General features: G+C 64.4%; 22 protein-coding genes, 1 tRNA gene and 2 pseudogenes. 10 read left to right on the forward strand and 15 right to left on the reverse strand.

All coding sequences use genetic code 11. The features are described 5' to 3' along the window. Positions 1–132: pseudogene (locus AC1DGP_RS33465) on the forward strand (IS5-like element ISNeu3 family transposase); the annotation flags it as partial. Positions 133–278: 146 nt separating this feature from the next. On the opposite strand, the gene AC1DGP_RS33470 reads toward AC1DGP_RS33465, so the two are convergent. Beyond that, the gene (locus AC1DGP_RS33470; RefSeq protein ID WP_476770328.1) at positions 279–1,358 is read right to left on the reverse strand and encodes a COX15/CtaA family protein; all 1,080 of its coding nucleotides are present in this window, start codon (positions 1,356–1,358) and stop codon (positions 279–281) included. Positions 1,359–1,482: 124 nt separating this feature from the next. On the opposite strand from AC1DGP_RS33470, the gene AC1DGP_RS33475 reads away from it, so the two are divergent. Then, entirely contained in the window at positions 1,483–1,695 is a 213-nt protein-coding gene (locus tag AC1DGP_RS33475; protein ID WP_069881058.1) for a DUF2842 domain-containing protein, read from the forward strand. Between the two features lie 92 nt (positions 1,696–1,787). On the opposite strand, the gene AC1DGP_RS33480 is transcribed toward AC1DGP_RS33475, so the two are convergent. Beyond that, positions 1,788–2,840, reverse strand: a complete 1,053-nt coding sequence (locus AC1DGP_RS33480) for a polysaccharide deacetylase family protein (protein ID WP_476776354.1) — start codon at positions 2,838–2,840, stop codon at positions 1,788–1,790. A 106-nt stretch (positions 2,841–2,946) separates the two neighbouring features. On the opposite strand from AC1DGP_RS33480, the gene AC1DGP_RS33485 reads away from it, so the two are divergent. Next, positions 2,947–4,224, forward strand: coding sequence for a GNAT family N-acetyltransferase (locus AC1DGP_RS33485; RefSeq protein ID WP_476833160.1), 1,278 nt, complete (start codon positions 2,947–2,949; stop codon positions 4,222–4,224). 112 nt (positions 4,225–4,336) lie between these two features. Here AC1DGP_RS33485 and AC1DGP_RS33490 read toward each other — a convergent pair whose 3' ends face one another. Next, positions 4,337–6,511, reverse strand: coding sequence for a GumC family protein (locus tag AC1DGP_RS33490; protein WP_441508352.1), 2,175 nt, complete (start codon positions 6,509–6,511; stop codon positions 4,337–4,339). A gap of 193 nt (positions 6,512–6,704) precedes the next feature. On the opposite strand from AC1DGP_RS33490, the gene AC1DGP_RS33495 reads away from it, so the two are divergent. Both AC1DGP_RS33495 and AC1DGP_RS33500 read left to right on the forward strand, forming a co-directional pair. After that, positions 6,705–7,265 carry a polysaccharide biosynthesis/export family protein gene (locus AC1DGP_RS33495; RefSeq protein WP_476833161.1) on the forward strand — a complete coding sequence of 187 codons (561 nt, stop codon included), beginning with the start codon at positions 6,705–6,707 and terminating at the stop codon, positions 7,263–7,265. A 20-nt stretch (positions 7,266–7,285) separates the two neighbouring features. Next, entirely contained in the window at positions 7,286–8,455 is a 1,170-nt protein-coding gene (locus tag AC1DGP_RS33500) for a glycosyltransferase family 4 protein (RefSeq protein ID WP_476770324.1), read from the forward strand. A gap of 118 nt (positions 8,456–8,573) precedes the next feature. On the opposite strand, the gene mdtI is transcribed toward AC1DGP_RS33500, so the two are convergent. After that, entirely contained in the window at positions 8,574–8,906 is a 333-nt protein-coding gene (gene mdtI, locus AC1DGP_RS33505; protein WP_441508369.1) for a multidrug/spermidine efflux SMR transporter subunit MdtI, read from the reverse strand. Between the two features lie 2 nt (positions 8,907–8,908). After that, a complete protein-coding gene (locus AC1DGP_RS33510; protein ID WP_069881065.1) occupies positions 8,909–9,265 on the reverse strand; it encodes a DMT family transporter in 357 nt (118 codons plus the stop codon). Positions 9,266–9,795: 530 nt separating this feature from the next. On the opposite strand from AC1DGP_RS33510, the gene AC1DGP_RS33515 reads away from it, so the two are divergent. Together AC1DGP_RS33515 and AC1DGP_RS33520 are read left to right on the forward strand one after the other, a co-directional pair. Continuing rightward, on the forward strand, positions 9,796–11,343 hold the full coding sequence (locus AC1DGP_RS33515) for an undecaprenyl-phosphate glucose phosphotransferase (RefSeq protein WP_441490946.1): 1,548 nt from the start codon (positions 9,796–9,798) through the stop codon (positions 11,341–11,343). A gap of 56 nt (positions 11,344–11,399) precedes the next feature. Continuing rightward, on the forward strand, positions 11,400–12,605 hold the full coding sequence (locus AC1DGP_RS33520) for an O-antigen ligase family protein (RefSeq protein ID WP_476776350.1): 1,206 nt from the start codon (positions 11,400–11,402) through the stop codon (positions 12,603–12,605). 96 nt (positions 12,606–12,701) lie between these two features. Here the strand turns inward: AC1DGP_RS33520 and AC1DGP_RS33525 are convergent, their stop codons facing one another. Next, positions 12,702–13,517, reverse strand: coding sequence for a class I SAM-dependent methyltransferase (locus AC1DGP_RS33525; RefSeq protein ID WP_441508347.1), 816 nt, complete (start codon positions 13,515–13,517; stop codon positions 12,702–12,704). Positions 13,518–13,855: 338 nt separating this feature from the next. Here AC1DGP_RS33525 and AC1DGP_RS33530 point away from each other — a divergent pair. After that, positions 13,856–13,933: transfer RNA gene (locus tag AC1DGP_RS33530), tRNA-Pro, on the forward strand. Between the two features lie 223 nt (positions 13,934–14,156). On the opposite strand, the gene AC1DGP_RS33535 is transcribed toward AC1DGP_RS33530, so the two are convergent. The 7 genes from AC1DGP_RS33535 to AC1DGP_RS33565 all read right to left on the reverse strand — a co-directional run bounded on the left by AC1DGP_RS33535 (position 14,157) and on the right by AC1DGP_RS33565 (position 20,728). Then, positions 14,157–15,248, reverse strand: a complete 1,092-nt coding sequence (locus AC1DGP_RS33535) for a hypothetical protein (protein WP_441508346.1) — start codon at positions 15,246–15,248, stop codon at positions 14,157–14,159. After that, positions 15,235–17,013, reverse strand: coding sequence for a fatty acyl-AMP ligase (locus AC1DGP_RS33540; RefSeq protein ID WP_441508345.1), 1,779 nt, complete (start codon positions 17,011–17,013; stop codon positions 15,235–15,237). The genes AC1DGP_RS33535 and AC1DGP_RS33540 overlap by 14 nt, the downstream gene beginning before the upstream one ends. Then, entirely contained in the window at positions 17,010–17,261 is a 252-nt protein-coding gene (locus AC1DGP_RS33545; RefSeq protein ID WP_441490951.1) for an acyl carrier protein, read from the reverse strand. The genes AC1DGP_RS33540 and AC1DGP_RS33545 overlap by 4 nt, the downstream gene beginning before the upstream one ends. Positions 17,262–17,287: 26 nt before the next feature. Next, entirely contained in the window at positions 17,288–18,808 is a 1,521-nt protein-coding gene (locus tag AC1DGP_RS33550; protein ID WP_441508344.1) for an MBOAT family O-acyltransferase, read from the reverse strand. A 321-nt stretch (positions 18,809–19,129) separates the two neighbouring features. Next, positions 19,130–19,300 carry a hypothetical protein gene (locus AC1DGP_RS33555; protein ID WP_476770320.1) on the reverse strand — a complete coding sequence of 57 codons (171 nt, stop codon included), beginning with the start codon at positions 19,298–19,300 and terminating at the stop codon, positions 19,130–19,132. A 304-nt stretch (positions 19,301–19,604) separates the two neighbouring features. Further along, on the reverse strand, positions 19,605–19,793 hold the full coding sequence (locus AC1DGP_RS33560; protein WP_141740231.1) for a hypothetical protein: 189 nt from the start codon (positions 19,791–19,793) through the stop codon (positions 19,605–19,607). A 176-nt stretch (positions 19,794–19,969) separates the two neighbouring features. Continuing rightward, positions 19,970–20,728, reverse strand: coding sequence for an SDR family oxidoreductase (locus AC1DGP_RS33565; protein WP_441508343.1), 759 nt, complete (start codon positions 20,726–20,728; stop codon positions 19,970–19,972). Between the two features lie 172 nt (positions 20,729–20,900). Between AC1DGP_RS33565 and AC1DGP_RS33570 the strand changes: the two genes are divergently transcribed. Then, positions 20,901–21,125 carry a hypothetical protein gene (locus AC1DGP_RS33570; protein ID WP_441508342.1) on the forward strand — a complete coding sequence of 75 codons (225 nt, stop codon included), beginning with the start codon at positions 20,901–20,903 and terminating at the stop codon, positions 21,123–21,125. Positions 21,126–21,983: 858 nt separating this feature from the next. Here the strand turns inward: AC1DGP_RS33570 and AC1DGP_RS33575 are convergent. Next, entirely contained in the window at positions 21,984–22,331 is a 348-nt protein-coding gene (locus AC1DGP_RS33575) for a hypothetical protein (RefSeq protein WP_441508341.1), read from the reverse strand. Positions 22,332–22,585: 254 nt separating this feature from the next. Here AC1DGP_RS33575 and AC1DGP_RS33580 point away from each other — a divergent pair, with 254 nt between their 5' ends. Next, positions 22,586–22,837, forward strand: coding sequence for a hypothetical protein (locus tag AC1DGP_RS33580; protein ID WP_069881075.1), 252 nt, complete (start codon positions 22,586–22,588; stop codon positions 22,835–22,837). A 15-nt stretch (positions 22,838–22,852) separates the two neighbouring features. On the opposite strand, the pseudogene AC1DGP_RS33585 reads toward AC1DGP_RS33580, so the two are convergent. Beyond that, positions 22,853–23,000 (reverse strand): annotated as a pseudogene (locus tag AC1DGP_RS33585) (IS481 family transposase); the annotation flags it as partial.

Below are 23,000 nucleotides of genomic sequence, written 5' to 3' on the forward strand. Positions count from 1 at the left end.
CACCGCAACCGGATCGAGCGATGCTTCAATCGCCTCAAGCACTTCCGCCGCTTCGCCACACGCTACGACCGCAGAACCATCCACTTCACAGGCTTCGTCCACCTCGCCGCAGCAATGATATGGCTACGCTGAATGTCGATCCGCTCTAGCATCCGGCAGCGCTCCGACGGGGCGTCCCCCCGGAAAAAATGCAGACCCGGGATCCCTCCATGAACCATTCCGGCCGGGATCCCGGGTCTCTTTCCTTTGCCGCTCGGAGCGACAGTGTTCCGGTGGCGTCAGGCCCGGACTGGATGCGCGGTGCCAGCCCCGCTCCGCGTGACATGTACGACTGTCATCGCCAGCACCATGAAGGCGAGCGCCTGATGGGCGAGCCCCGCCCAGAGCGGGACCACCAGAAGCAGCGTAACGACGCCGAGCGCGGCCTGTGTCAGGGTGAGGCCGGCAATCGCCGTTGCGCGCTTGGCACTGCCTGACCCAGGCGCTGCGCGGCGCATCGCAACGGCATGCCAGAGCGCGGCCGCCAGCAGCAGATAGGCGCCGATGCGGTGGTTGAACTGCACCAGGGCGACGTTATCGACAAAGTTCTCCCAGAGCGGCGTCTGCGCAAACAGCGTCGACGAAGCCGGAGCCAGCCCCCCATCCATCAGCGGCCAGGTGTTGAAGGTGAAGCCCGCACGGGAGCCGGCGACGAGGCCGCCTAGCGCGATCTGAGCGAAGGTGAGCACCAGCAACACCCAGGCGGCCAGGCGGCCCCTCGCCTGCTCGACCCGCCGCAGCGGGGTCAGCCAGGTGGCGAACGCGACAACGGCGGCGAAGAACAGGCCGGCGAAGGTGAGATGAAGCGTCAGCTTGACCGGGGCGACCGCGATCATGCCTGGCTGGAGCCCCGACGCGACCATGATCCAGCCGATCGTACCCTGCAGGCCAAGCAGCAGCCCCATGCCGAACAGCACGGCACTCTGGCGCCAAGGCAGGAGCCGGCGGAGGGCGACGACAAGGAAGCCGACGAGATAGACTAGGCCGATGAAGCGGCCGAGCTGACGGTGCCCCCACTCCCACCAGAAGATGAATTTGAATTCCGACAACGCCATGCCGGCATTGAGCAGCTGGTATTGCGGGCTCGCGCGGTACTTCTCGAATTCCAGCGCCCAGGCGGCGTCGGAGAGCGGCGGGATCGCGCCGGTGACCGGTCGCCATTCGGTGATCGAGAGGCCTGAGCCGGTCAGGCGGGTCGCGCCGCCGACCACGACCATCGCGAAGACGAGTGCCGCGACGATCCAGAGCCAGCGGCGGATGCCTGCGTGGTTGGCGGAGCTGACAGCGCCGCCACGCGGCTGATCGAGAGCAATCGTCACGGGATGGGGACCTCGGGTCGCAAATGTCGCGCTTCACAAGCGTCGTTGGGGGTGACAGATAGACCCGCGCGAAGACGCGAACAACGCCCGCAATGCCGCAGCCGCGCCGGCATGGAGACGAGAGATGACCCAGAGCCACCGCAAGCTGATCGGCACCGTGGTGATCCTGATCTTCGTCTGCGTCTATGCGCTGGTCGCCATGGCACTGGCGCAGGGGCGGATCACGGACGCGCCCAAGCTGGTGCAGACCATCGCCTATATCGCGCTCGGCCTCGCCTGGGTGCTGCCCCTGCTGCCGCTGATCAAGTGGATGGAGCGGAAGGACGGGCCACGCTGAGATCGGCCTGAAATGCGGATTGCGGCTTTCGGAAAAGCCGTTGCAAACATGGAAGTCTGGATCATCGGACGGGATATCCGGTCCGATGGGATCTAGGCGACATTCAGCCGCCGCCCCTTGTTCCAGAGCAGGAACGGCAGCCCCGACAGCAGCGCCCGCAGCGCTGCCTCGCTCTGGTGATAGCCGTTCAGCGAGACACGCGGCAGCGCATGCAGATGCCGCTCATGCCGATCGAAGAGATGGCCCGGCCGCGTGGTGACCGCGCTGGTGAAGCCAGCCGCCCTGGCCAGGGCGAATTCACGTTTGCCGGCGGAGCCCGGATCGCCGACGGGATAGGCGAAATGGCGCATGGGCAGGCCGAGCTCCTGCTCGAGCCGTGCCTTGCTCTCGACGATCTCGGCTCGGGCAAAATCCTCGGGATGCTTGGCCAGCATCGGGTGGCTCAGCGTATGCGCTCCAATGGTCACCCCGGGCGCGCCGGCGAGCGAGCGCAGTGTCTCCCAGGGCAGGCATTCGCGCTCGACCAGGGCTGCGCTATCGATGCCGGCCTGACGTGCAAGATCGGAAATCGTTGACAGCAGAATCGCTTCCGGCCCTTTGCGCAGACGCCAGTAGAGCGTCTCGAAGGTCAGCTGCTTCTCGCGATCAGATTCGGTGCGGGCCGAGAACCCGCCATCCGGCAAGTCCAGGGTGAAGCGCGGCAGAGCCCGGATCGCCTCCTCCATTTCCAGCCACCAGAGCCGCGCGGTGCGCTCGGCAAAGCCCGTCGTCACGAACAATGTCCAGGGCACGCCATGCTTGGCCAGGACCGGCCAGGCATGATCGAGATTGTCGCGATAGCCGTCGTCGAAGGTCAGCGCCACGAAGAAGCGCTGGGAGAGCGGGCTCTGCAGTCGCGCCACCGCTTCATCGAGCGAGACGATGTCATAGCCCTGAGCCTTGATCAGTGTCAGCGTCTGGTCGAGGAATTCAGGCGTGATCTCCAGCAGACGATTGGGGGCGAAGCCCCGCTCGCGCCAGGGCCGGACATGATGCAGGGTCAGAATCATGCCCGCGCCCTGAGCGAGGTCCTTCGCCCATCGGTCGGCGCCGGTCAGCGCAATCGCCTTGAATGCGGCGGAAAAGGCTTGGTGTCGCAGGCTCATCCGGCTCCGGGCAGCAACCGCTCGCTAATATTGTTCGCCGATGCTTCGGCTGGTCGAAGCCAACCTGGCAGGTTCGTTCACAATAGCGGGTTAAGGACAGCGAGGAATGCCGCCACCCGAGGGTCCAGAGACGATGTCTGCACTTGCCGAACGCGCCGGAACTCCGGCCTCGGCCCTGAACCTGACAGCGATCAGGAGCAGGGGGGAGCGCGCGCGCCCCTGGCACAGCATCACGATCAGCAGCGACCCTGCCGCCCTGGAAGCCGAGTGGCGCAGCCTGGAAGCGGCAGCTCTGGTGACGCCCTACCAGGCCTATGGCTGGATCAGGCCCTTCGTCGAGACGGTCGGGGCAGCCCACGGTACGGAGTTCCGATATGCCGCGCTGCGCGACGCGGCCGGGCGCACCCAGGCCATCCTGCCGCTGGCGCTGACACGGCGCAACGGCGTTCGCTTCGGCGAATTCATCGGCGGCAAGCACGCCAATTATCATATGGGGCTCTATGCCCCGGCCTTCGCTGTCGCCCTCGATACGGCCGGCGCGCGAGCCCTGCTTGTCGAGATCGGCACGGCCATTGGAGATCTCGACGCCTTCATCTTCGTCAACCAGCCGAAGGACTGGCAAGGCGTTCCCAACCCGCTCGCGCAGCTTGCGGCAGGGCCGAGTCCGAGCGGAGCCTACAAGCTCGCGCTGGAGGGACGAGACTGCGAAGGCTCGCTGCGGCGCTCGATGAGCTCGCATGCCCGCAAGAAGCTGAAGAACAAGCGCAACCGCTTCGCCAGCTTCGGCAGCTCAGTCCTGCTCAAGGCCGAAACCCAGGAGGATATCGAGCGGGTCGTTTCCGCTTTCCTGAGCCAGAAGGCGGCGCGGTTTGCCAGCATGGGCGTTCCAAACCCCTTCGCGGAGCCCGCCCTGGGTGACTTCCTGCGCCAGGGAGCAAGCCCTGACCGCACTGACACGCCCGTTCTCGAGCTCTACTCGCTCGATCTCGATGGCCGCTGTGTCGCAACCTATGTCGGCGCCGTGCAGGGCCAGCGTTTCTCAGGCATGGCCACATCCTTCGACATGGACGGCGACCTCGCCAAGTCGAGCCCTGGCAAGATCCTGCTGGTCGACTTGATCAAGCTGAAATGTCGTGCCGGAATCGAGGTCTTCGACCTCGGCGTCGGCGAAGCCCGCTACAAGACGACGGTATGCGACGACCGGGACGAACTCGTCGACACCTTCCTGCCGTTGACGCCGAAGGGGCATGCCTTTGTCCTGTTCAGCCGGGCCAAACGTGCCGCGAAGCGCAGGATCAAGAGCTCTCCAGTGGCACTGAAGCTCGCACAACGCGCCTCGGGCTGGCTGAACCGGAACCGAACACTCGCCACTGACGACGACTGAGCGGCAACGCCTCTCGCAAAATCAGATGCGCAAGGTCTGCGCACCTCGCAGGAGGTGCAGGGCCACGGGGCCCTGACGATCCCGGCCGCCCCCAGCCGGGATAAGCTTCGGCTCAGGCCATCGCCGCATCATGCTCGCGGACGGAAAATGGCACGCCCGCCGTCTCCTCGAGCTTGTCGACGACGAGAGAAACCGGCGCCGTCGTCAAATCGGCGAGCCGATAGGCGGCCTCCATGGCGTGCCCGTTGCCGATGCTGCCCGCCATGACGAAGACACCTTGCGCACGTCCGACCAGCGGTGCGAGCACGGCGCTCTCATCGCCCGAAGTCGCCGAGACCAAGACCCAGTCATAGGTCTCGCAGAGCGCATCGAGCGCCACCTCGACGATATCAGGCGCGGCCAGAACCGCCCTGCGCCCTGCGCGTCCAGCGCTGATGCGATGCAGCCGCGAGCCCGGTTCGCGCATGATGATCTCGGAGAACTGGGCCTCGCCGGCAAGAAGCTCGGAGAACCCCAGCTCATCCAGTTCGTCATCGTCGCTGGCAAGGTCGACCAGCACGCAACGGGAGTGGCGGGACAGCAGTTCCGCGAGATCCCGTGCCGACATCGCTTCGGGACCGGCCCCGTCGAGCAGCACGGCCAGCGGCGCCATCTCGGCGGGAGGCGCCGCAATTCGCTCGGAAAGCGCCGTAAGAGCCCCTTCGGGATCGGCCGCGGCCAGGGGAACCCGGCCCACCCGGCCGGTATGGGTCAGCAGCCCCGCAACGCGCTCGCGGCGCTCGTCTCCGTCGGACGGATGTTGCGCGGCCCCAGCCCCGCCGCCGCCGACCCAGCCCGGCGCACGCCGCGGGCCATTGGAGCCGGGCGATGACCCCGCAGTGCCGTTGAGGAGCTCACGCGAGACCACCATGGCGAGCGCGACGAGGAAGGTCGCGAGCGTCGCAACGAGGATGATCGGGATCTTCTTCGGGAAGGACGGCTCGGTGGGTTCGACGGCGCGCGAAATGATGCGTGCATCGGCCGGGCTGGCGTTCTGGGTGTCGCGCGCCACGGCCTCGCGATAGCGCTGCATATATTGCTCGAGCTGATCGCGCAGGGTGCGTGCCTCGCGCTCCAGCGCTCGCAGCTGCACTTCCTTGTCGTTGGCGCTCGAGACATTCTTCTTCTGCCCCTCGAGGGCGGCCGTGAAGCTGTCGACGCGCTGGCCGGAGATGCGTGCCTCGTTCTCCAGGGTGCGAACCGTGCGCTCGGCGGCCGCGCGGATCTGGCCCTCCAGATCGGCGAGCTGGGCGCTGAGTTCCTTGATGCGCGGGTGCCCGGGCAGGAGCGAGCGCGATTCCAGCGCGATCTGGGCGCGCAGATTGACGCGCTGCTCGATCAGACGGCGGACCAGTTCATTGTTGGCAACGTCCGGAATCTCGAAGGTCCGCCCGCTCTTCATCGCATCGCGAATGACGCTGGCCTTGGCCTGGGCCTCGGCCTGTTGACTGCGGGCATTGGAGAGCTGGGTGGAGAGGTCCGCCAATTGCTGTGCGGTGATGGTGGTGTTGTTCGTTCCGACGAGCAGTCCGTTGCGCGAGCGGAAGTCCTCGACCTTGCCCTCCGCCTCGGCGACGCGCTTGCGCAGCGGCTCGATCGTGGTTGAGAGCCAGGACGAAGCGCTGCGCGCGGTGTCCTGCTTCGCCGCCTCCAGCATCTCGAGATAGATATTGGCGATCTCGTTGGCTCCGCGCGCCGCCAGCGCCGGATCGCGCGACGTGAACTCGATCGCGACGATGCGGGACCGGCCGACCGGGAAGACCAGCAGGCGGTCGTAGAATTGATCGAGCACGCGTTCTTCGGGCGAGCGATCGGCCGGATGCGCGCCCAGCCCGACCAGCACGCCAAGCCGCTTCAGCGCACTCAGCGCGCCGGCGCCCGAATCGAATTCGGGATTGCCGACGAGGCCGATGCGCTTGATCGCCTCGCGAGCGAGGTCACGCGACATGATGACCTGGACCTGGCTCTGCACGCCCTCGCTGTCGAATTGCTGGCTTGTGGCTTCGGCCCCGCCCTGCCCCGGACGGGTATAGAAGCTGTCCCGATTCTCGAGCAGGAGCCGCGCCTCGCCCGTGTAGCGCGGCGTGACCAGATTGACGGCGACGAAGGAGAGGCCGAGCGCCAGCACTGTGGGGCCGAGCACCCAGAGCTTGCGCCGCTTGATGGCGGCCCAGAGCGCGGAAAGATCGAGCATGTCGCCGCGGCTCTCGCCGGCATCCCGCATTCCGTCATCGGATCGAGAGGTCATGACTCACCCATTCACGCAAAACTCGCGCGCCCAGCACAGGACGCAGGGTCAATCAAAGCTGATTAAGGTTATTGGCGAGTTAAGAGGTGGCGGCATCTCCAGCGAGGGGGGGCAGCGAGGGAGGTCGTGCTCAACTTTTGTTAACCATAGCCACCCTAACGTGACGGCAGAATTTGGATGGACTGAATATGCGATGAGTCGATCACTCGCCCCACTGGCCCTGGCGCTCGCACTAGCGACGAGCGCCTGCGCGCCGCGCTATGCAGCGCACGAACTCGCGATCGTCGACGTCAATGTGCCCTATCGGCTCGCCAGCGGCGACCGGCTGCGCGTCATCGTCTTCGGTCAGGACAATCTGTCGAACATCTACGCCGTCGACGGTTCCGGGCGCATCTCGATGCCGCTGATCGGCCCCGTCGAGGCCCAGGGACGCACGACCCGGCAACTCGAGCAGGCGATCGAAGGCAAGCTACGCGGCGGTTTTTTGCGCGAACCCAAGGTTTCGGTCGAGGTCGATACCTACCGCCCGTTCTTCGTCCTGGGCGAAGTCACCAACTCCGGCCAGTTCCCCTTCGTGAATGGCATGACGGTGCAGACCGCGGTCGCCATTGCAGGCGGCTTCACCCCGCGCGGCCAGCGCAACTATGCCGAGGTCACGCGCCAGATCGACGGCCAGCTCGTCACCGGGACGGTGCCGATCACCTACCAGGTGCAGCCGGGCGACACGATCGTCATCAAGGAACGCTGGTTCTGAGCGCAAACGAGGTGACGGCCATGGCGGACGCCCCCGGCATGAAGCCGCTGCGCATCCTGCACGTCTTTCGGGCGCCGCTCGGCGGATTGTTTCGCCATGTCCTCGATCTGGCTCGCGGGCAAGTGGAGCGCGGGCATCAGGTCGGCATCTTCTGCGATTCGAATACCGGCGGTGTGCGTGCCGACCAGGTTTTCGCCGAGTTTGGCCCGGACCTCGCGCTTGGCGTCACGCGCGTGCCGATGTCGCGCTACCCGAGCCTCATGGACTGCAGGGCGCAACTGGCGGCCAACGCGACGCGGGCGCGCCTTTCCCCTGATGTCGTGCACGCCCATGGCTCGAAGGGCGGCGTCTATGCGCGCCTGCCTGCGCTGGTTTCACCGCAGCGGCGCTATATCACGGCCTATACGCCGCATGGCGGCAGCTTCAACTACAAGCCCGGCGGCGCCGAGCATCGCATCTATATGTCGGTCGAACGGCTGCTGGAGCGTGCGACGGACATGTTCTGCTTCGAGAGCGCCTTCATCGCAGGGCGGTTCGAAGCCTATATCGGCCACAAGCCGCGCAGCGATTACCGGATCGTCCTGAATGGTATTTCGGAAGCCGAGTTCGAGCCGATCGACCATGCCAAGGCAAGGTTCGACCTCGTCTATCTCGGGGAGCTGCGCTCCGCGAAGGGGGTCGATACGCTGATCGATGCGCTCGCCTTGCTGAAGCGCCGCGACAGCCTCGAGCCGCGCATCCTGATCGTGGGGGCGGGCCCCGACGAGGCCGTGCTGCGGCAGATGACGTTCGACCGCGGCATCGGCAGTCAATGCGTGTTCGAGCCGCCCGGCCCGATTCGCGCCGCGCTGGCCCAGGCCCATGTCATGGTGATCCCGTCGCGGGCGGAATCGCTGCCCTATGTCATCCTTGAAGCGGCGGCAGCAGCCCAGCCGCTGATTTCGACGAATGTCGGCGGCATCAAGGAAATCTATGGCCCGGATCACGCGCATCGCCTGATACCGGCCGATGACCCGGCAATCTTGGCTGGGAGCATTCGTGCGACCCTGGCCATGCCCGAACCCGAACGACGCGCACAGGCGATCGATCTGGCACAACATGTCCGCCAGAACTTCTGCCTCAACGCGATGATCGACGGCGTACTGGCAGCATACCGCGTCGCGCTGGTGCGACGCGGTATCGACGCGTGATGAAACACTGTCGCGTTAGATCGCCGGACAGGAAATCGTATCCAGTCCGGTGACCTAACCCTTTGTGTTTGCATCGGCTTTGTCCCGAAAACCGCATTCCACTTTTCGGGCCGATGTTTTAGAGGAACTTCAGGCCGACGACGCCTGCGATGACCAGCGCGATGCCGACCCAGCCGGACAGATAGATCCGCTGCCCGAAGGCAAGGGCTCCAACGATGGCCGTGATCACCAGCCCCGCTCCGCCCCAGACCGCGTAGGCGACCGAAAGGTCCATGCCGCGTATGGCCTGTGCCAGGGCCGCGAAGGCGCCGACGACGAGGACCATCCCGACGGCACCGAGCAATCGCCGCCTCATGCCGTCGGAGAGCTTGAGCAGATAGGTACCGAGGACTTCGAGTATGACCGCAAGCCCAAGCCAGGCAAAGGCAAGCGACTGCGGCTGAAGAAGCATGGTCACGCCAGCCTCCCCTGCTTACCCTCCTCGACACCGTGCCCGACACCGCGCTCGAGCAGCACGATACCGGCGATGATGGCCGCAAGCGCCAGCAGGCGCTCAGGCGTCAGATGCTCGCCGAAGAGAAGATGGCCCGCGGCGGCGATGCCGACGATGCCGAGCCCCTCCCAGACGGCATAGGCAACCGCCATGGGGATGACACGCAGCGCCACGCTGAGCAGCGCGAAGGACAATCCGATCAGAACGAGCGGTAGAGCCGTGATGAGCCACGGCTCAGCGACGACCGACTTCAACGCGGCCGTCGCGACAATCTCGACAGCAATCGCTGCGAGCAGAACCAACCAATGAAAAGACATGATGCACACGGGCGAAGCCGGCGCTTACCGTCGGGAAGCGACGTTAGGCAGCTAAGCAAAGTTAGAGTTTTTACGAACGAGTTTCGAAGACCAAGCCCTGGCAGATTGAACTGCTGGGGCTGCACAGCGACTTGCCCAATTGCCTGAATTGGCAACCGCGGGCATCGCTCAGAAATGTTCTTCTCAGACACTCATCGCGAATGGATATGCCCGTTTTAATGCTTTTTGTCAACCAACATCAACTTTATGAGCCAGAAACGACTGCTTTTCGATGCAAAATCGGAAAAAATGGGAGTGAGCTAATTCCTTGGCCGGACGAGAGAAAATCAACTTTCTTTGCATCGGGTTTGAGACGCCGCTTGCAGGGGGATAAACTGGACCGTTCGCGATGGTCCGGAATGCCGTAGAGTCTCCTTGCTGGTCACAAGACAGCGAAGCATCGGATTAAGCCTTCCGAGAGCATTTTGAGCTAATCGCAAGCCGGGACCGGGAGGTGAGTATTGCTCCGGTCTGAGTAGAGGTAGCGTGTGATGGGCACTTTCGATGTGCGTGACCTGATCCAGGCCGACGCGGCCGGAGCATCAGATCCAGCCGGCGGGAGCAAGACGGGTTCGACCCGCGCTTTCCATCCCCTGGCCGAACGCATCGCGGCGATGCCGGTCAAGCCGACACTCTCCCCGGTCCTGATCGAAGGCCTGGTGCGCCTGTTCGACGTTCTGGCCATCGTCAGCGTGGCAGGGCTGGTCTACTGGTTCTATGTCGCGGGCACCACCAGCAGCACCCTTCTCTATCAGATCACCGTTCTCCTGGTGAGCGTCGGCGCACTCGCCGCCTTCCAGGCGCTGCATCTCTACCATATAGGCGCTTTGCGCCATTTCGTCCCGACGGCTGCCCGGCTCGTCGCGGGCTGGACCATGCTGTTCCTGATCGCACTCGCCGCCTTCTTCTTCATGAAGGTCGGAAGCCAGTTTTCCCGGGTCTGGCTGGCTGGCTTCTATGGCGGCGGTCTCGCAGCCCTGCTCGGCGAGCGCCTTCTCGTGACGATGGCCGTGCGCCGGCTGACACGCACGGGACGGCTCGAGCGGCGCACGGCCATCGTCGGCGGCGGCGCTGCGGGCGAAGCGTTGATCAAGGCGCTCGAAGCGGAAAAGGACTCCGGACTGCAGATTTGCGGCGTCTTCGACGATCGCAACGACGATCGCTCGCCCGATCTCGTCGCCGGCTATCCAAAGCTCGGCACGATCGACGACCTTGTCGAGTTCGCCCGCCGCACCAAGCTCGACCTGGTGATCTTCACCCTGCCGATCTCGGCGGAGGGACGCATCCTGCAGATGCTGCGCAAGCTCTGGGTTCTGCCGATCGACATCCGTCTCTCCGCCCATATGTCGAAGCTGCGGCTACGACCGCGCTCCTATTCCTATATCGGCGCGGTGCCGGTGCTCGATGTGTTCGACCGGCCGATCGCGGACTGGGACATCGTGGTGAAATGGCTGTTCGACAAGATCGTCGGCACCCTTGCCCTGATCGCCCTCTCGCCGGTTCTTCTGATCACGGCGATCGCGGTGAAGCTCGACTCGAAGGGGCCGGTCCTGTTCCGGCAGAAGCGCTACGGCTTCAACAACGAACAGATCGAAGTCTTCAAGTTCCGCTCGCTCTATCACGAGATGCAGGATGTTACCGCCAGCAAGCTGGTGACCAAGGATGATCCGCGCGTCACCCGCGTCGGCCGTTTCATCCGCAAGACTTCGATCGACGAGTTGCCGCAGCTCTTCAACGTGGTGTTCAAGGGCAATCTCTCGCTGGTCGGCCCCCGCCCGCATGTCGTCCACGGCAAGGCCGACAACCGCGCCTATGAGCAGGTGGTCGACGGCTATTTCGCCCGCCACAGGGTCAAGCCGGGCATCACCGGCTGGGCTCAGATCCATGGCTGGCGCGGGGAGACCGACACCGAGGACAAGATCCAGCGCCGCGTCGAGCACGACCTGTACTACATCGAAAACTGGTCCGTGATGCTCGATCTCTACATTCTGTACAAGACGCCGATCTCGCTGCTGACCAAGTCCGAGAACGCCTATTGAGCGCGCTCGCCGACCGCGCGGGAGATGAAGGCGGCCGTCGCGGCCTGAGGGTGTCCTTGGCCTCGATCAAGCGAGGCACGCTCTGGCTGCTGACCGCCTCCAGCGGCTTCGCGCTGATCGAGCCGTCACCCTATGAATTCTTCTTCCTGCTCACGCTGTTCGTCTTCGCGCTGACAGGCATCCGCTTCTCGCAAAAGCTGCTGCCGATGGTCGTTCTGCTGCTACTCTATAATATCGGCGGCATCTTCTCGCTAATTCCGTGGATGGACGAGCCGGCCTCCGTGCGCTTCACAGCCGTCTCGGTCTACCTGATGATCACTGCGATCTTCTTCGCGGCCATCATGGCGGAGGACCCGCTCGGCCGGCTGGAAACCCTGCGCAAGGGCTATCTCTTCGCCGCCTGGTGCGCGAGCTTTGCCGGCATCCTCGGCTATTTCGACATCGCCGGCCTTTCCGACGTCTTCTCCTATGCCGGCCGCGCCTCCGGCACGTTCAAGGATCCCAATGTGCTGGGGCCCTTCCTCGTGGTGCCTATCGTCTACGCGCTGCAGCATATCCTGATTGGGCGCCTGGGCCTGATACGCGGCTTCCTGGTGATGAGCGTGCCGCTGATGGCCGTGCTACTGGCCTTCTCGCGCGGGGCCTGGGGCAATCTGGCCGGCTCGGCCCTGATGATGGTCGGGCTGATGTTCCTGACTGCACCCAACGCTGCGCGCCGCGCCCGGATCGTGATGCTCACCCTCACTGCGCTTGGGGGCATCCTTGTCGCATTGCTGATCGCGCTCTCGTTCGAGAGCATCCGCGACATCTTCGAGATTCGCGCCAGCCTCAACCAGAGCTACGACCAGGGCGTAACCGGCCGATTCGGCAGCCAGCTGCGCTCGCTCCCGCTCCTCCTCGATGCGCCCAACGGGCTTGGCCCGTTGCGCTTCCGTTGGCATTTCCCGGAAGATCCGCACAACGTCTACATCAATGCGTTCGCCTCCTATGGCTGGCTCGGCGGCATCGCCTATCTCGGCTTGATGGTCACCACCTGCTATGTCGGCTGGCGTCTCGTCTTCAACCGCTCGCCCTGGCAGAACCACGCGATCGTGCTGTGGTCGGTGCTGTTCATCACCATCCTGCAGGGTGTCCAGATCGACACGGACCACTGGCGGCACTTCTACCTGCTGCTCGGGCTGGTCTGGGGCCTGGCAGCGCTCAAGCCGGGCAACGCTGCCGGTCAACTCCCGCGCGGACGATTGCCCGCTGGTCGGGCATAGGTCATCGGACTGGATATCGTCTCCGGTTCTCTGACCTGCCCTTCTGTGTCCGCATCGGCTTCCCCAAGACCGCAATCCATTTTTCAGGTCGGTGTCCTAGACCGGCGCCTTGCGGACCAGCACGTAGTCGTAGGTCGTCACCAGGTCCCAGCCCGTTTTCGCAGCCAGCAGGTTGAAGGCGTGGTCGATCTCCCGCAGCCCCGGCAAGCGCTCGAAATAGCCATGCCCCCAGAAGCGCTGGACGTGAACATCGCGGAATCCGGCCCGGTTGAGCATCGGCGTCAGCTGCGCGCGGCTGCCGCGGCACCAGTCGTAATGGGCCGGGAATTTTGGATCGCTGCCGTCCTGCCGACGTGCCGGAAACAGCGCGTGCAAGATGGCGCGCGAGGCGGCCTCCGGCAGGATGTGGTTCAGCGCGAAGACCGGCGCCCAGAGCGTCGGGAAGAAGGCCAGCGCCATTCCGCCTGGCGCCAGCAGCGCATGGATGTTCGTCCAGGCCCGCTCGACATCCCGGATATGCTCGAAGACCATGCGCGAGACCATCAGGTCGTAGCCGCCGCATTCGACATCAGGTTCGGACAGATCGCCAGCAATGTCGAAACGCGCCGTCCGCAGGCCGGGCGCCGACAAGGCCAACTCGTTCGCGTCGATATCATTGACGACGAGGTCCAGACCATGGCTGGCGGCTTCGGCGGCGGAGAACAGCGGGTCGCGGCCACCACCGATCTCGCAGATCCGCCTCAAGCCGAACTGTCGGGTCAGGGCGAGAATCGTCCGCTCGTAGTTCTTCCAGGCCCAGCGCGAATGCCAATCGGGCTGCAGCTCGGCGAAGAAGGTTTCGAGAGCGCGGTCCTGATTCCGTGTCGCCCTTGCGGCTGTTCCCTTCGCACCCAACGCAATCGTCGCGGTCATGCCACTCTCCACCGATCATCCGGGAGGGAGGATGTGGACGAACGGCTCTCTCCGCAATGTTTTGCTTAACATGCAGTTAATGCCGACGGTTTCGAAGCCGGAAGGCTATCGCTCAAGGGTATGCGTCCAGCCGGCTCCTGCCATGGAGCCCCTTGGCGCTTGTTCCCGGTGCACGCCGAAAGCGCAGGTGGACGTGGTTCTTTCGCGCCCCGAACCAAGGCTTGGCGCGAGATATGGCAGCGCGGCATGGCGGCGATGCAGCGCTTCTGAAAAACCCTGCGGAGAGTATGCCGAAGCGCGTTGCATCCGCGCGCCCACCCCTCTATAAGCCGCCCTGTCGGAGCGTAGCGCAGCCCGGTTAGCGCACTTGTCTGGGGGACAAGGGGTCGGAGGTTCGAATCCTCTCGCTCCGACCATAAAACCTCATGGAACCATTGAGTTGGCGAACGGCATTAAGATGCCGCGGCGCCGTATCTGCTCGGGCACATTCGGGCTACACCAGCGCGATTCTGGCATTTCCAGCACGTGGGCCAAGCGTCAGTTGCGGCTCGCGAGGGAACTGCCGAGCTCTGACGCTATGCTGTTCTGATCTGGAAATTGATCGAGCGCGGCGGGAAGAGAATCAAGCGGCGGCGCACTTCAGCGCCGCGCATCGACCTTTGAAGCGACGGCGCCCTCCGCTCCCCTCAACCGGCCGAATCGTTCCCAGTTGGGCGGCATCGGCTCGCCGAAAATGCGGGCCAGCATCATGCGGCCGACCTCAGCGGAATAGTGAGCCTGGTCGCCCATCCAATAGTTCGGATCGTCCGAGAGCCAGTCGGCGCCCGTGAAGTCCCAGAGCGGCGTGACACGCGCAACCTGATCAAGCGCTTGCGCGAGATCCTTCGGCAAATAGCGGCTCTCGACGGCACGGTGGAGCGGGCTGACGGCCACAATGAGCCTGGTGCCGTTCTGTCGAGACAGCGTGGCGATACGCTGCAGGATCTGCAGCTGGTCTGCGAAATACGCGCGCTGCGCGAACGGCCTGTTGTAGTCGCTTCCGGCCTGCGAGCCACGCCCGGCCAAGCTGCTCAACGATGCCAAACGGACGAATGCCAGTTTCACCTTGTCGACGACCGAAGGGCTCTTGCGATCCCTCTCCTCGATCGCGGCGCGGGCCTCGCGCAGGATACGCTGCCAGCTCCGGACCTGCATGGCCGTCAGATTGCGCCACCAGAAATACACGCCGCTTTCGCCGCTCAGGGCCTGAGGCAGCAAGGTCTCGATGTAGCGGTTTGTCGCCGGGGGATCTCCGAAGGTATCGATATCGAGGAGCAGGAACACCGTGCGCAAGTGCTGCCCTCGTTTCGCCTTGTCGGCGAGGACGTATTCGAGCGCGGGCAGGAAGTCCGGCAGCATGCCGCGTGTGGCCCAGAAACTGGCGAAATTCACCCCGTCCAAGCGGCGGGACAGCTCCGCTGGCGCAGTGGCCTGGGCGCGAGAGGAGCCGAACAGCACGCCCTCGAAACTGTCCGGCGCAGCGTCATAGGCCGCGAGATTACGGTAGTGGTAATTGAGGTTGGGCGTACGCGGAAGGACGTTTGTGCCGAACACGCCCTGCGGATCGATCACGACATTCGCGACGACCACGCTGGCAAAGAACGCCGCAGCGCCCAGGATAAGGGCCAGCGCATAGGTCCGAGGGTTCATCCCGGACGCAGCGGAAACCGGCTTCTTCTTACGCCAGAGCATCGGGCAAACCTGGCTGGAGTTCGGCAAGGCGTCCGTCGAGGAAAAGGCTGCGGGCAAGGCCGCGCTGGATCTTGCCGCTCGTCGTCTTCGGCAGGTTGCCGGGGCGGATCAGTACGACATCCTGGATGGCAAGCTCGTGCTCGGTGGCGATCGCCTCGCGGATCGTGTCCTCGATGTCATCGATGGAGACGTGGCGCATCTGCGTCCGCTCGATTTCCTGCACCACGACAAGACGGCCCTCGCCATCCTCGTCCAGGATCGAGAAGGCGGCGCCGCCATGCCTCCGCAAGGCCGGGTGGCTCGCCTGAACGGTGTCCTCGAGGTCCTGCGGATAATGGTTGATGCCGCGAATGATGATCACGTCCTTGATGCGCCCGGTGATGAAGAGCTCGCCGGTGTCATCGAGGAACCCGAGATCGCCGGTACGAAGCCAGCGCTCCGCCGCTTCCCCTTCGATCCGCGGCCAGAAGGTCGCGGCGGTGGCCTTGGCGTTTTGCCAATAGCCCTGGGTGACATTCGGACCGGAAATCCAGATCTCGCCGGCATGACCGGTTTGAAGGCGTCGGCATGTCTCCGGATCGACGATTGCGAGCCTTTCGCCGACGAGGGCCTTGCCGCAGCCTGCGACGAACTGCGCGTCGTCTTCGCTCGTCGGCGCGGCCGCGCGAAGGCGTTGCAGCGCCTCCCGGCTTATCCGACGTTTTACGAGCCCCCGCCCCCGTCCGCCGCCGGAGGCGAGAAGCGTCGCCTCCGCGAGCCCGTAGGCCGGCGAACATGCGTCCGGCGCGAAGCCATAGGGCGCGAAGGTCTCGGTGAAGCGCTCCATCGTTTCCGCGCGCACCGGCTCGGCGCCGTTGAGCGCAATTTTCCAGTGGGACAGATCGATCCCCGCCATCTGGTCGGGGCGGAAGCGATCGACGCAGAGATCGAAGGCAAAGTTCGGCGCCGTCGCGAACTCGGCGCGGTAGTCGCTGATCGCGCGCAGCCAGTTCAGGGGGCGCTGCATAAAGCTGACGGGGGCCATGAGTACGCAAAGCGAGCCGATATAGAGCGTCTGCAGCACGTTCAGGATGAGCCCCATGTCGTGATAGAGCGGCACCCAGCTCACATAGGTCGTCGCGCGGGTGTTGCCGTATACGAGCCGGATCATCTCGCTATTGGCGAGAAGGTTGCCATGGCTCACCATCACGCCCTTGGGATCCGACGTCGAGCCCGAGGTATATTGCAGGAAAGCCAGGTCCTGCAGGCCGGGCTCCGGGAACATGCTTCCCGCCGGCGCCTGGGCCTCCTTCGTGGCGTCGACGGCCATGAAATCGAGCGTGGGGGCCTGGAGACGCTCCGAGAGGTCGCCGCGTGTCGCCTGCAGTGCCGGACTCGTCAATGCGATACGCGGCGTGCAGTCGGCGACGATGCTGGCGCTCGAATTGCGCGCGCCCAGGCGCCGTGGCGGCATCATCGGTACAGCGATCGTGCCGGCAATCAGGCAGCCGAAGAAGGCGACGAGGAAATCGAGCCCAGGCGGGAACATCAGGAGCGCGCGCTCTCCGGAGAGACCGCGCCCTACCAGCTCCGCCGCAAGCGCACGGGCGCGGCGCTCGAGCTCCGAGAAGGTGAGCGATGCCTCCTCGCCGCCGCGATCCGACAGGAAGGCATAGGCGCGCTCGTTCGGCTGCTCCGCGGCGCGCGCACGCAGCAGCTCGACCATCGAGCTGTAGCCGGCCTCGAGGACCGCCGGGCTCTCCTGAATTGTCGGAATCTGGTTCAATCCTGCGCTCCCGCGAGGTGACGGGCAAGCGCTGCGATGCTGGGGTATTCGAAGGCCAGTTCAGGGGCGAGTTCGCGCCCAAGCCATTCCTCGAGCTCGGCCACCAGGTAAACCGCCATCGCGGAATCGACGCCCAGGCGCGTGAACTTGGCCTGCGGATCGATCTTTTCCGCAGGACGTCGCAGCCCCTTGGCGAGATGCGCGACGCACCACGCGGTGATTTCGGCTTCGCCCTTGTCCGTTGCCATCAAACGCTACGCTCCCAGACTGATCGTCAGAATTGGTAATAGAGGAACTCGCTCACCTGCCCGAGCCGGAAGAACACTTCGCCGAAGAGCAGGAAGGCCGTGCCGAGGGCGATGAGCGAGGGGCGCCAGGCCAGCGCGCCGACATGTCTTCGCCAGTTCGACTGAGCATCGCCTTCGCGATAGCCGGTGATCTCCATCGGGTCCGGCAGGAGAAGGGCAATCGCCAGCGCCAGCAGGGTCAGCGCAGTCCCGGTGAGCGACCAGGTGCTGCCGAGCCAGGTGCGGATGAAGGCCTCAGAGATCCAGCCCTGGCGTATCGCCCACCAGTCGTGCTGGAGCGTGAGCGCCTCCGCGACCGGGGATTGACCCATGCCTCCCATGGCGGCGAAGAGATGCCCCGACGTCTCGATATCCGCAGAGCGAAACAGGACAGAGCCCACCACGAAGGCCGTAAAGGTCAGCGCCCATCCGACGAACCGCCCAGTCTGTGTCGGCTCATCCCGCTCGGGCACGATCCGCTGCCAGATCGTGTTGATGGTGAGAAGGCAGCCGTGATAGGCGCCCCATACCACGAACGTCCACCCGGCTCCGTGCCAGAGACCGGCCAGGGTCATCGTGATCATCACTGCGATGGCGCGCCACCACCCCATCGGCCGGCCGAAGGTCAGCGGCCCGTAGACATAGTCCCGCAGCCACTGCGACAGCGTGATGTGCCACCGCCGCCAGAAGTCCAGGATGCTGGTTGCGCGCAATGGTGCGGCAAAATTCACGGGCAGCCGGAAATTGAACAACAGCCCGAGGCCGATCGCCATCTCGGAATAGCCGGAAAAGTCGAAGTAGATCTGGGCCGAGAAGGCCAGGGCACCGCCCCATGCGGCGATGGCGGTAACCGGGTCGCCCCTCGCCGCAGCGTCGAAGACCGTGCCGACATGCGGCGAAAGCGAATCGGCGATCAGCACCTTCTTGGCGAGGCCGATGATGAAAATCGTCAGCCCAAGGGCAACGTTCGACCAATCCAACCGGAAGCGCGCATCATCGCCGAGCTGCCGGCCGAAGCTGTTCCAGCGCACGATGGGTCCCGCGATCAGATGCGGGAAGAAGGCGACAAAGAACGCGTAGCGGCTGAAATGAAGCGGAACTTTGCGGCGGTAGACGTCGACCAGAAAGGCGATCTGCACGAATGTCGTGAACGACAAGGCGAGCGGAACGACGGGGGGCGCGGCTTTGTAGGAATGAACGATCGAGAGAAGGAAATCAGCGTATTTCCAATAGCATAGCACGAGGATGTTGCTGACGATTCCGAAGACCAGGAGTCGCTTCGCCGCCGGCTTCTCCGCGGCTGCGATCAGCCGTGCGAACCAGAAATTCGCGACGATCGACGCCACGGGCAACAGCACATAAGGCGGGTTCCACCATGCATAGAAGACGAGCGACGACAGCGTCGTGCCGATGATCGCGGCCGCGGCGCTCACGCGCGCCAATGCGAAGTGCAGAAGCACCGCAAGCGGAAGAAAGACGAAGATGAACTCGGTAGAATTGAAGAGCATCGGGCGTGCCGTTGGAGCCGTGCGAGGCTACAGGCATACAGCCGGTCCGGACGCACGCAAGACGGACCGGAAGCTTGTGGCCCATTAGCCGGCCATATGTGTGAAATATGTCACCGATACTGCCGCTACGGCGCGGTCGGTCATTGGGCAATCTCCACGACTGCGCAGGAGCCTCAGTAAAGGGTCTAGCTTTGCCACTCTTCGCCTTGATCGAGATTGAGAATCGCTGCGGGCATCAAGCCCGGCATGGAGCTCGGAAGCCTGAACCAGTGATGTCGATGGCTGCGTGAATCTCTGCGGGCCTTCGGGGTACAGGTTGCTTTACCAGATTTTGATCCCCAGCCTGCCGTCATAGGCATGCGAGCGGCCATTCAGGCCGATCTGGTAGCCGGCGGAGGCATAGAGAGCTCCCATAATCGCCTCGGGTGCGCCGCGATTGATCCGACCTTTGGTCACACGGCCGCCGCCGATCGCAAGCAGGATCTGGAGCATGATGCGCCGGGCCTGCGATTGACCATGCTGATTTCGATGATCTTGCTTGTGATGAACGGATTCAGCGGCCGGCGGAGGCGGCCTCGATTGCGGAGCAAGCGGCCGCGGCGCTGAACACTGCGTCGGCGACGCTACGCGGCCGAGCGCGGACCGTGCACTTCCGGCGCTCGACGGAGACACCGCGCGTTGGCTTGCCAACGCGGCACATTATGTTCGCCGCGCGAGAGGACGAGCGCCCTTCATGTCCGCTCACGCGACCTTTGGGCTGGTTCCGCGTGGGCGGAGCCAGCCGGCGACGTTCATCCTACTGCCGCCTCTTCCCCGGCGCCCCAGGCTTGGCCGGGCTCTGCGCGGCGACCGGGTCGCTTGCGGGGAACGTATCCTTCAGCGCCTTGTCGAGCTGCTGTTCCGGCGTGCTTTCACGCTCGGTCTTTCGCTGCTGCTTCTGCTCCTTCCGGAGACTTTCGACCGCCGGGGTTGTGTGCTCTCGCATTGCCATGCCTCTGCCATTGATGAAGCCGATAGACGAGCTAACGCCAGCGAGACCCATACGTTCCCAAACCGTGTCGCTCCTCCCGGTCCCCGCGGGAGATGGCGAGGCGCTCGATCGAAGGTACTTCCGATCGTCGCCCGCCAATCCTGATCTGGCGGCTCGCTTCAGCGCCGGTATCAGGCCAGCCGCACGGAAATGCCGCCATCCACGAGCATCGGGCTTCCCGTCACGAAGCTGGACCTGTCGGACAACAGGAACAGGGCCGCCTGCGCGATCTCCTCTGAACTCGCCATGCGCTTCATCGGGTGCAGGTTGGCGACGAAATCCAGGACGGCCGGCTGTCCCTCGCCACCGCTTGGCGTGATGGTGCCGCCCGGCAGGAGCGCATTGACGCGGATGCCGTCCGCGGCATGCTCGGAGGCCAGCGACTGCATCAGGCCGATCATGCCCGCCTTGGACGCGGCATAGGCCGCCATTCCCGGCAGCCCGCCATTGCTGAAGCCGACGAAGGAGGATGTGAAGACGATCGAGCCCTGCCCGCTCTCCTTCATGGCCGGGATCTGGGCTTTCGCTGCCAGAAACGCGCTCGTCAGATTGACCGCGATGACATCGTTCCAGTTGGCCATCCCCATCTCGGCGACCGGCATCATGTCGCCGACGATGCCGGCATTGTTGAAGGCGCCGTCGAGGTGACCGAATTCCTTGAGGGCCAGGGCGACGAGCGCGCTGGCATAGTCCTCATCCCTGACGTCGCCGGCCAGACACACGGCCCGGCCATGGTTCTTCCGGATCTGCGCAGCCAAGGTTTCCATCTCGGCACCACGGCGGGCTCCGAGAACCAGCTTGGCTCCTTCGGCTGCGAACAATAGAGCCGCCGCAGCGCCGATTCCGCTGCTCGCACCCGTGATGATGATCGCCTTGTCTTCCAGTTCCACAGCTCGCTCCCCTGTCGGTGTCGTCAAGGCGAATTAGCGATTGGCCGCGGGGTGCAGCCACCCGTTTCCTGTGGTTCGGATCAGCCGCGCGGCGGAACCTGACGTCCGGCGGCACCGTTGTTCCGTCATTCGCGGATAGCCGCGAGCTTGAAACCGTGCGGAGGAGAACGCCATGGAAACGGAGACTGAACGCAGGGCCGAACGGCAATCGGCGACACGGGGCGGCGACCCGATCTCTCCTCTGCGCCCCGACGATCACTCGGCCGCCCATCCCGCACAGGAAACGCCCGTCGAAGCACGGCAGGGTTTCCTTGGCCGCCCGGTCCTGAAGGTTCTGATCGCAGGGCTTGTCCTGGCAGTATTGGCCTGGATTGTGGTCGCACTCCTGGCCCCCTGACCGGAGGCTCGCAGATGCCCCCTGGACTGCTTGCCCCTGAGCCGAGGCCTGCCGGTGCCTCGCCTGCTCCGATCCAGACAACAGAAACCCGGCCCCCTTTAGGAGAGCCGGGCCAAGTTTGGGGTCACTAACTCGTCCTGTACTACGCGCCGCGAACGATTAGGTTCCGATGGCCGATGCGCGATGAGCGCGCTCCGTTTCCACGGCGTTCTGCCATCAGATAAGCGCCCGGCGACAGTCGCGATGACGTGATGACGCTCGACTGCGCTGTGATCTCTGGCTGCGACAATGCGTCGTATATTGCGGTTATTGCCGAGGTTGAGGGGGCAATATCGTCTCACCTTTCACGATGAGGTGTAGTGATGACCTATGTACTTCGTCTTTCACTGGCTGCTCTTGTCTTACTGCCGCTCGCGGGATGCATGGAACAACAGGCGAGCCGCACGATGTCTACCCCCACGACAACATCCTCCATAGCAACTTGGCATTATAAGCCTGCTCCCGATTCAGTGAAGCTGATGGAGGAACGCACGTTCTGACGGCGCGATCGCGGAGCGGACCTTCCCGGGGTTTGTGAAGCGATGGGTCCGGAACAGCGTTTCCCTGTGACGTTCTGCTGCCGCCGGATCGTCGTCGCCCAGCCTGAGCGTATTCATCCACCTCGAGACCTTCCCCCGCATCGCTTGCGCCATGGCCGCGTCGCGTTTTCCGGCTGCAKAACGAGAACGAGCCCGCTGCACCATTCGGCGCAGCGGGCATAATCGGCGCCTATGAGCGGTCGTCCCCGGCGTGTCCGGCTCCGGCCCCATGGCCCAGATGCCTGCGCTGCGGGGCCTCGAAAGATCGGCCCCCAAGTCGTCAGCGCTGCGTGAAGAAGGTCAGCAGAACCTTGCCCCTTTCCCCGATGAGGCACAGGAACCGCCGCGGTTTGTCCGTGCGATCCGTGCGCAAGTAGGCTTCGCCCATGATGATGCGTGTGATCGGCGTATCCCCCACCTTGGTTTCGGAGGTGGCGATCGTCGCCCCGTCCTCGTCGATATAGATGTCCTTGATCTCTGGCTCCCGCGACGAGATCGTATGGAGCGCCGTGGCCTTGCAGGCGACGATCTCGGGTGAGGACGGATTTTCTGCCGGAGCAGTCTGGCTGGACGCGGCGCCCGAGAGCAGCGCCAGCGCAATCAGGCTATGGAAAGTCGTACGGATCATGATCAGCACTCTGTTGAGGTCGAGGCTAAACGCATGATCCTGGCGCCGGTTCAAAACTGCCCGGCACCGGACACTCCATCCTCGCCGACGCACGGGCTCGCCGTGCTCTCGCCGCACGCCGCAGGGGCGCCCTCCGAGACTCCATCGATCACGGCCAGGTGAGCGTATCGCAGACACGCATGGCCGCCGAGGTTTTGACTCGCACTTGCTCGAGAACATAACTAGAACAATCGAAGGCCGCGGAGATTCACGCCATGAATGTCGACACCTTCATCATCCAGGAATTCGTCACCCGCCGGAAACGGCTGGTGCCGGGCAACAAGACGCCCGCCAAGACCAAGCACCATGCCCTGCGCGATGCGGAGCGGCTCGCGGGGCGGGCGGAAGGCGTCGCCGTCATCCATGTCGTGGCCGATGACGAGACCAGCGAACTCAGCTCGATTGAGGTTCTCGCCCGCCATGGCGCCATTCCCGAGGAGTTTGAGGAAGGCATCAGGGCCGCATGATATGTCCCAAGGGGTCTAGATGTGCGGTCTCGGGATGAGATGGTGCGGATTGATTTTGAAGGGTGACGGGTCACTGATCCAGGCGTCGCAGATGGCCTGATAGGGCGTTCGCCATCGCAGCGCCTTGAGATGCTTGGCGAAGTTGTAGGCGGTAACGAAGACC

It is taken from the genome of Allobosea sp. 05T433, from assembly GCF_056396065.1.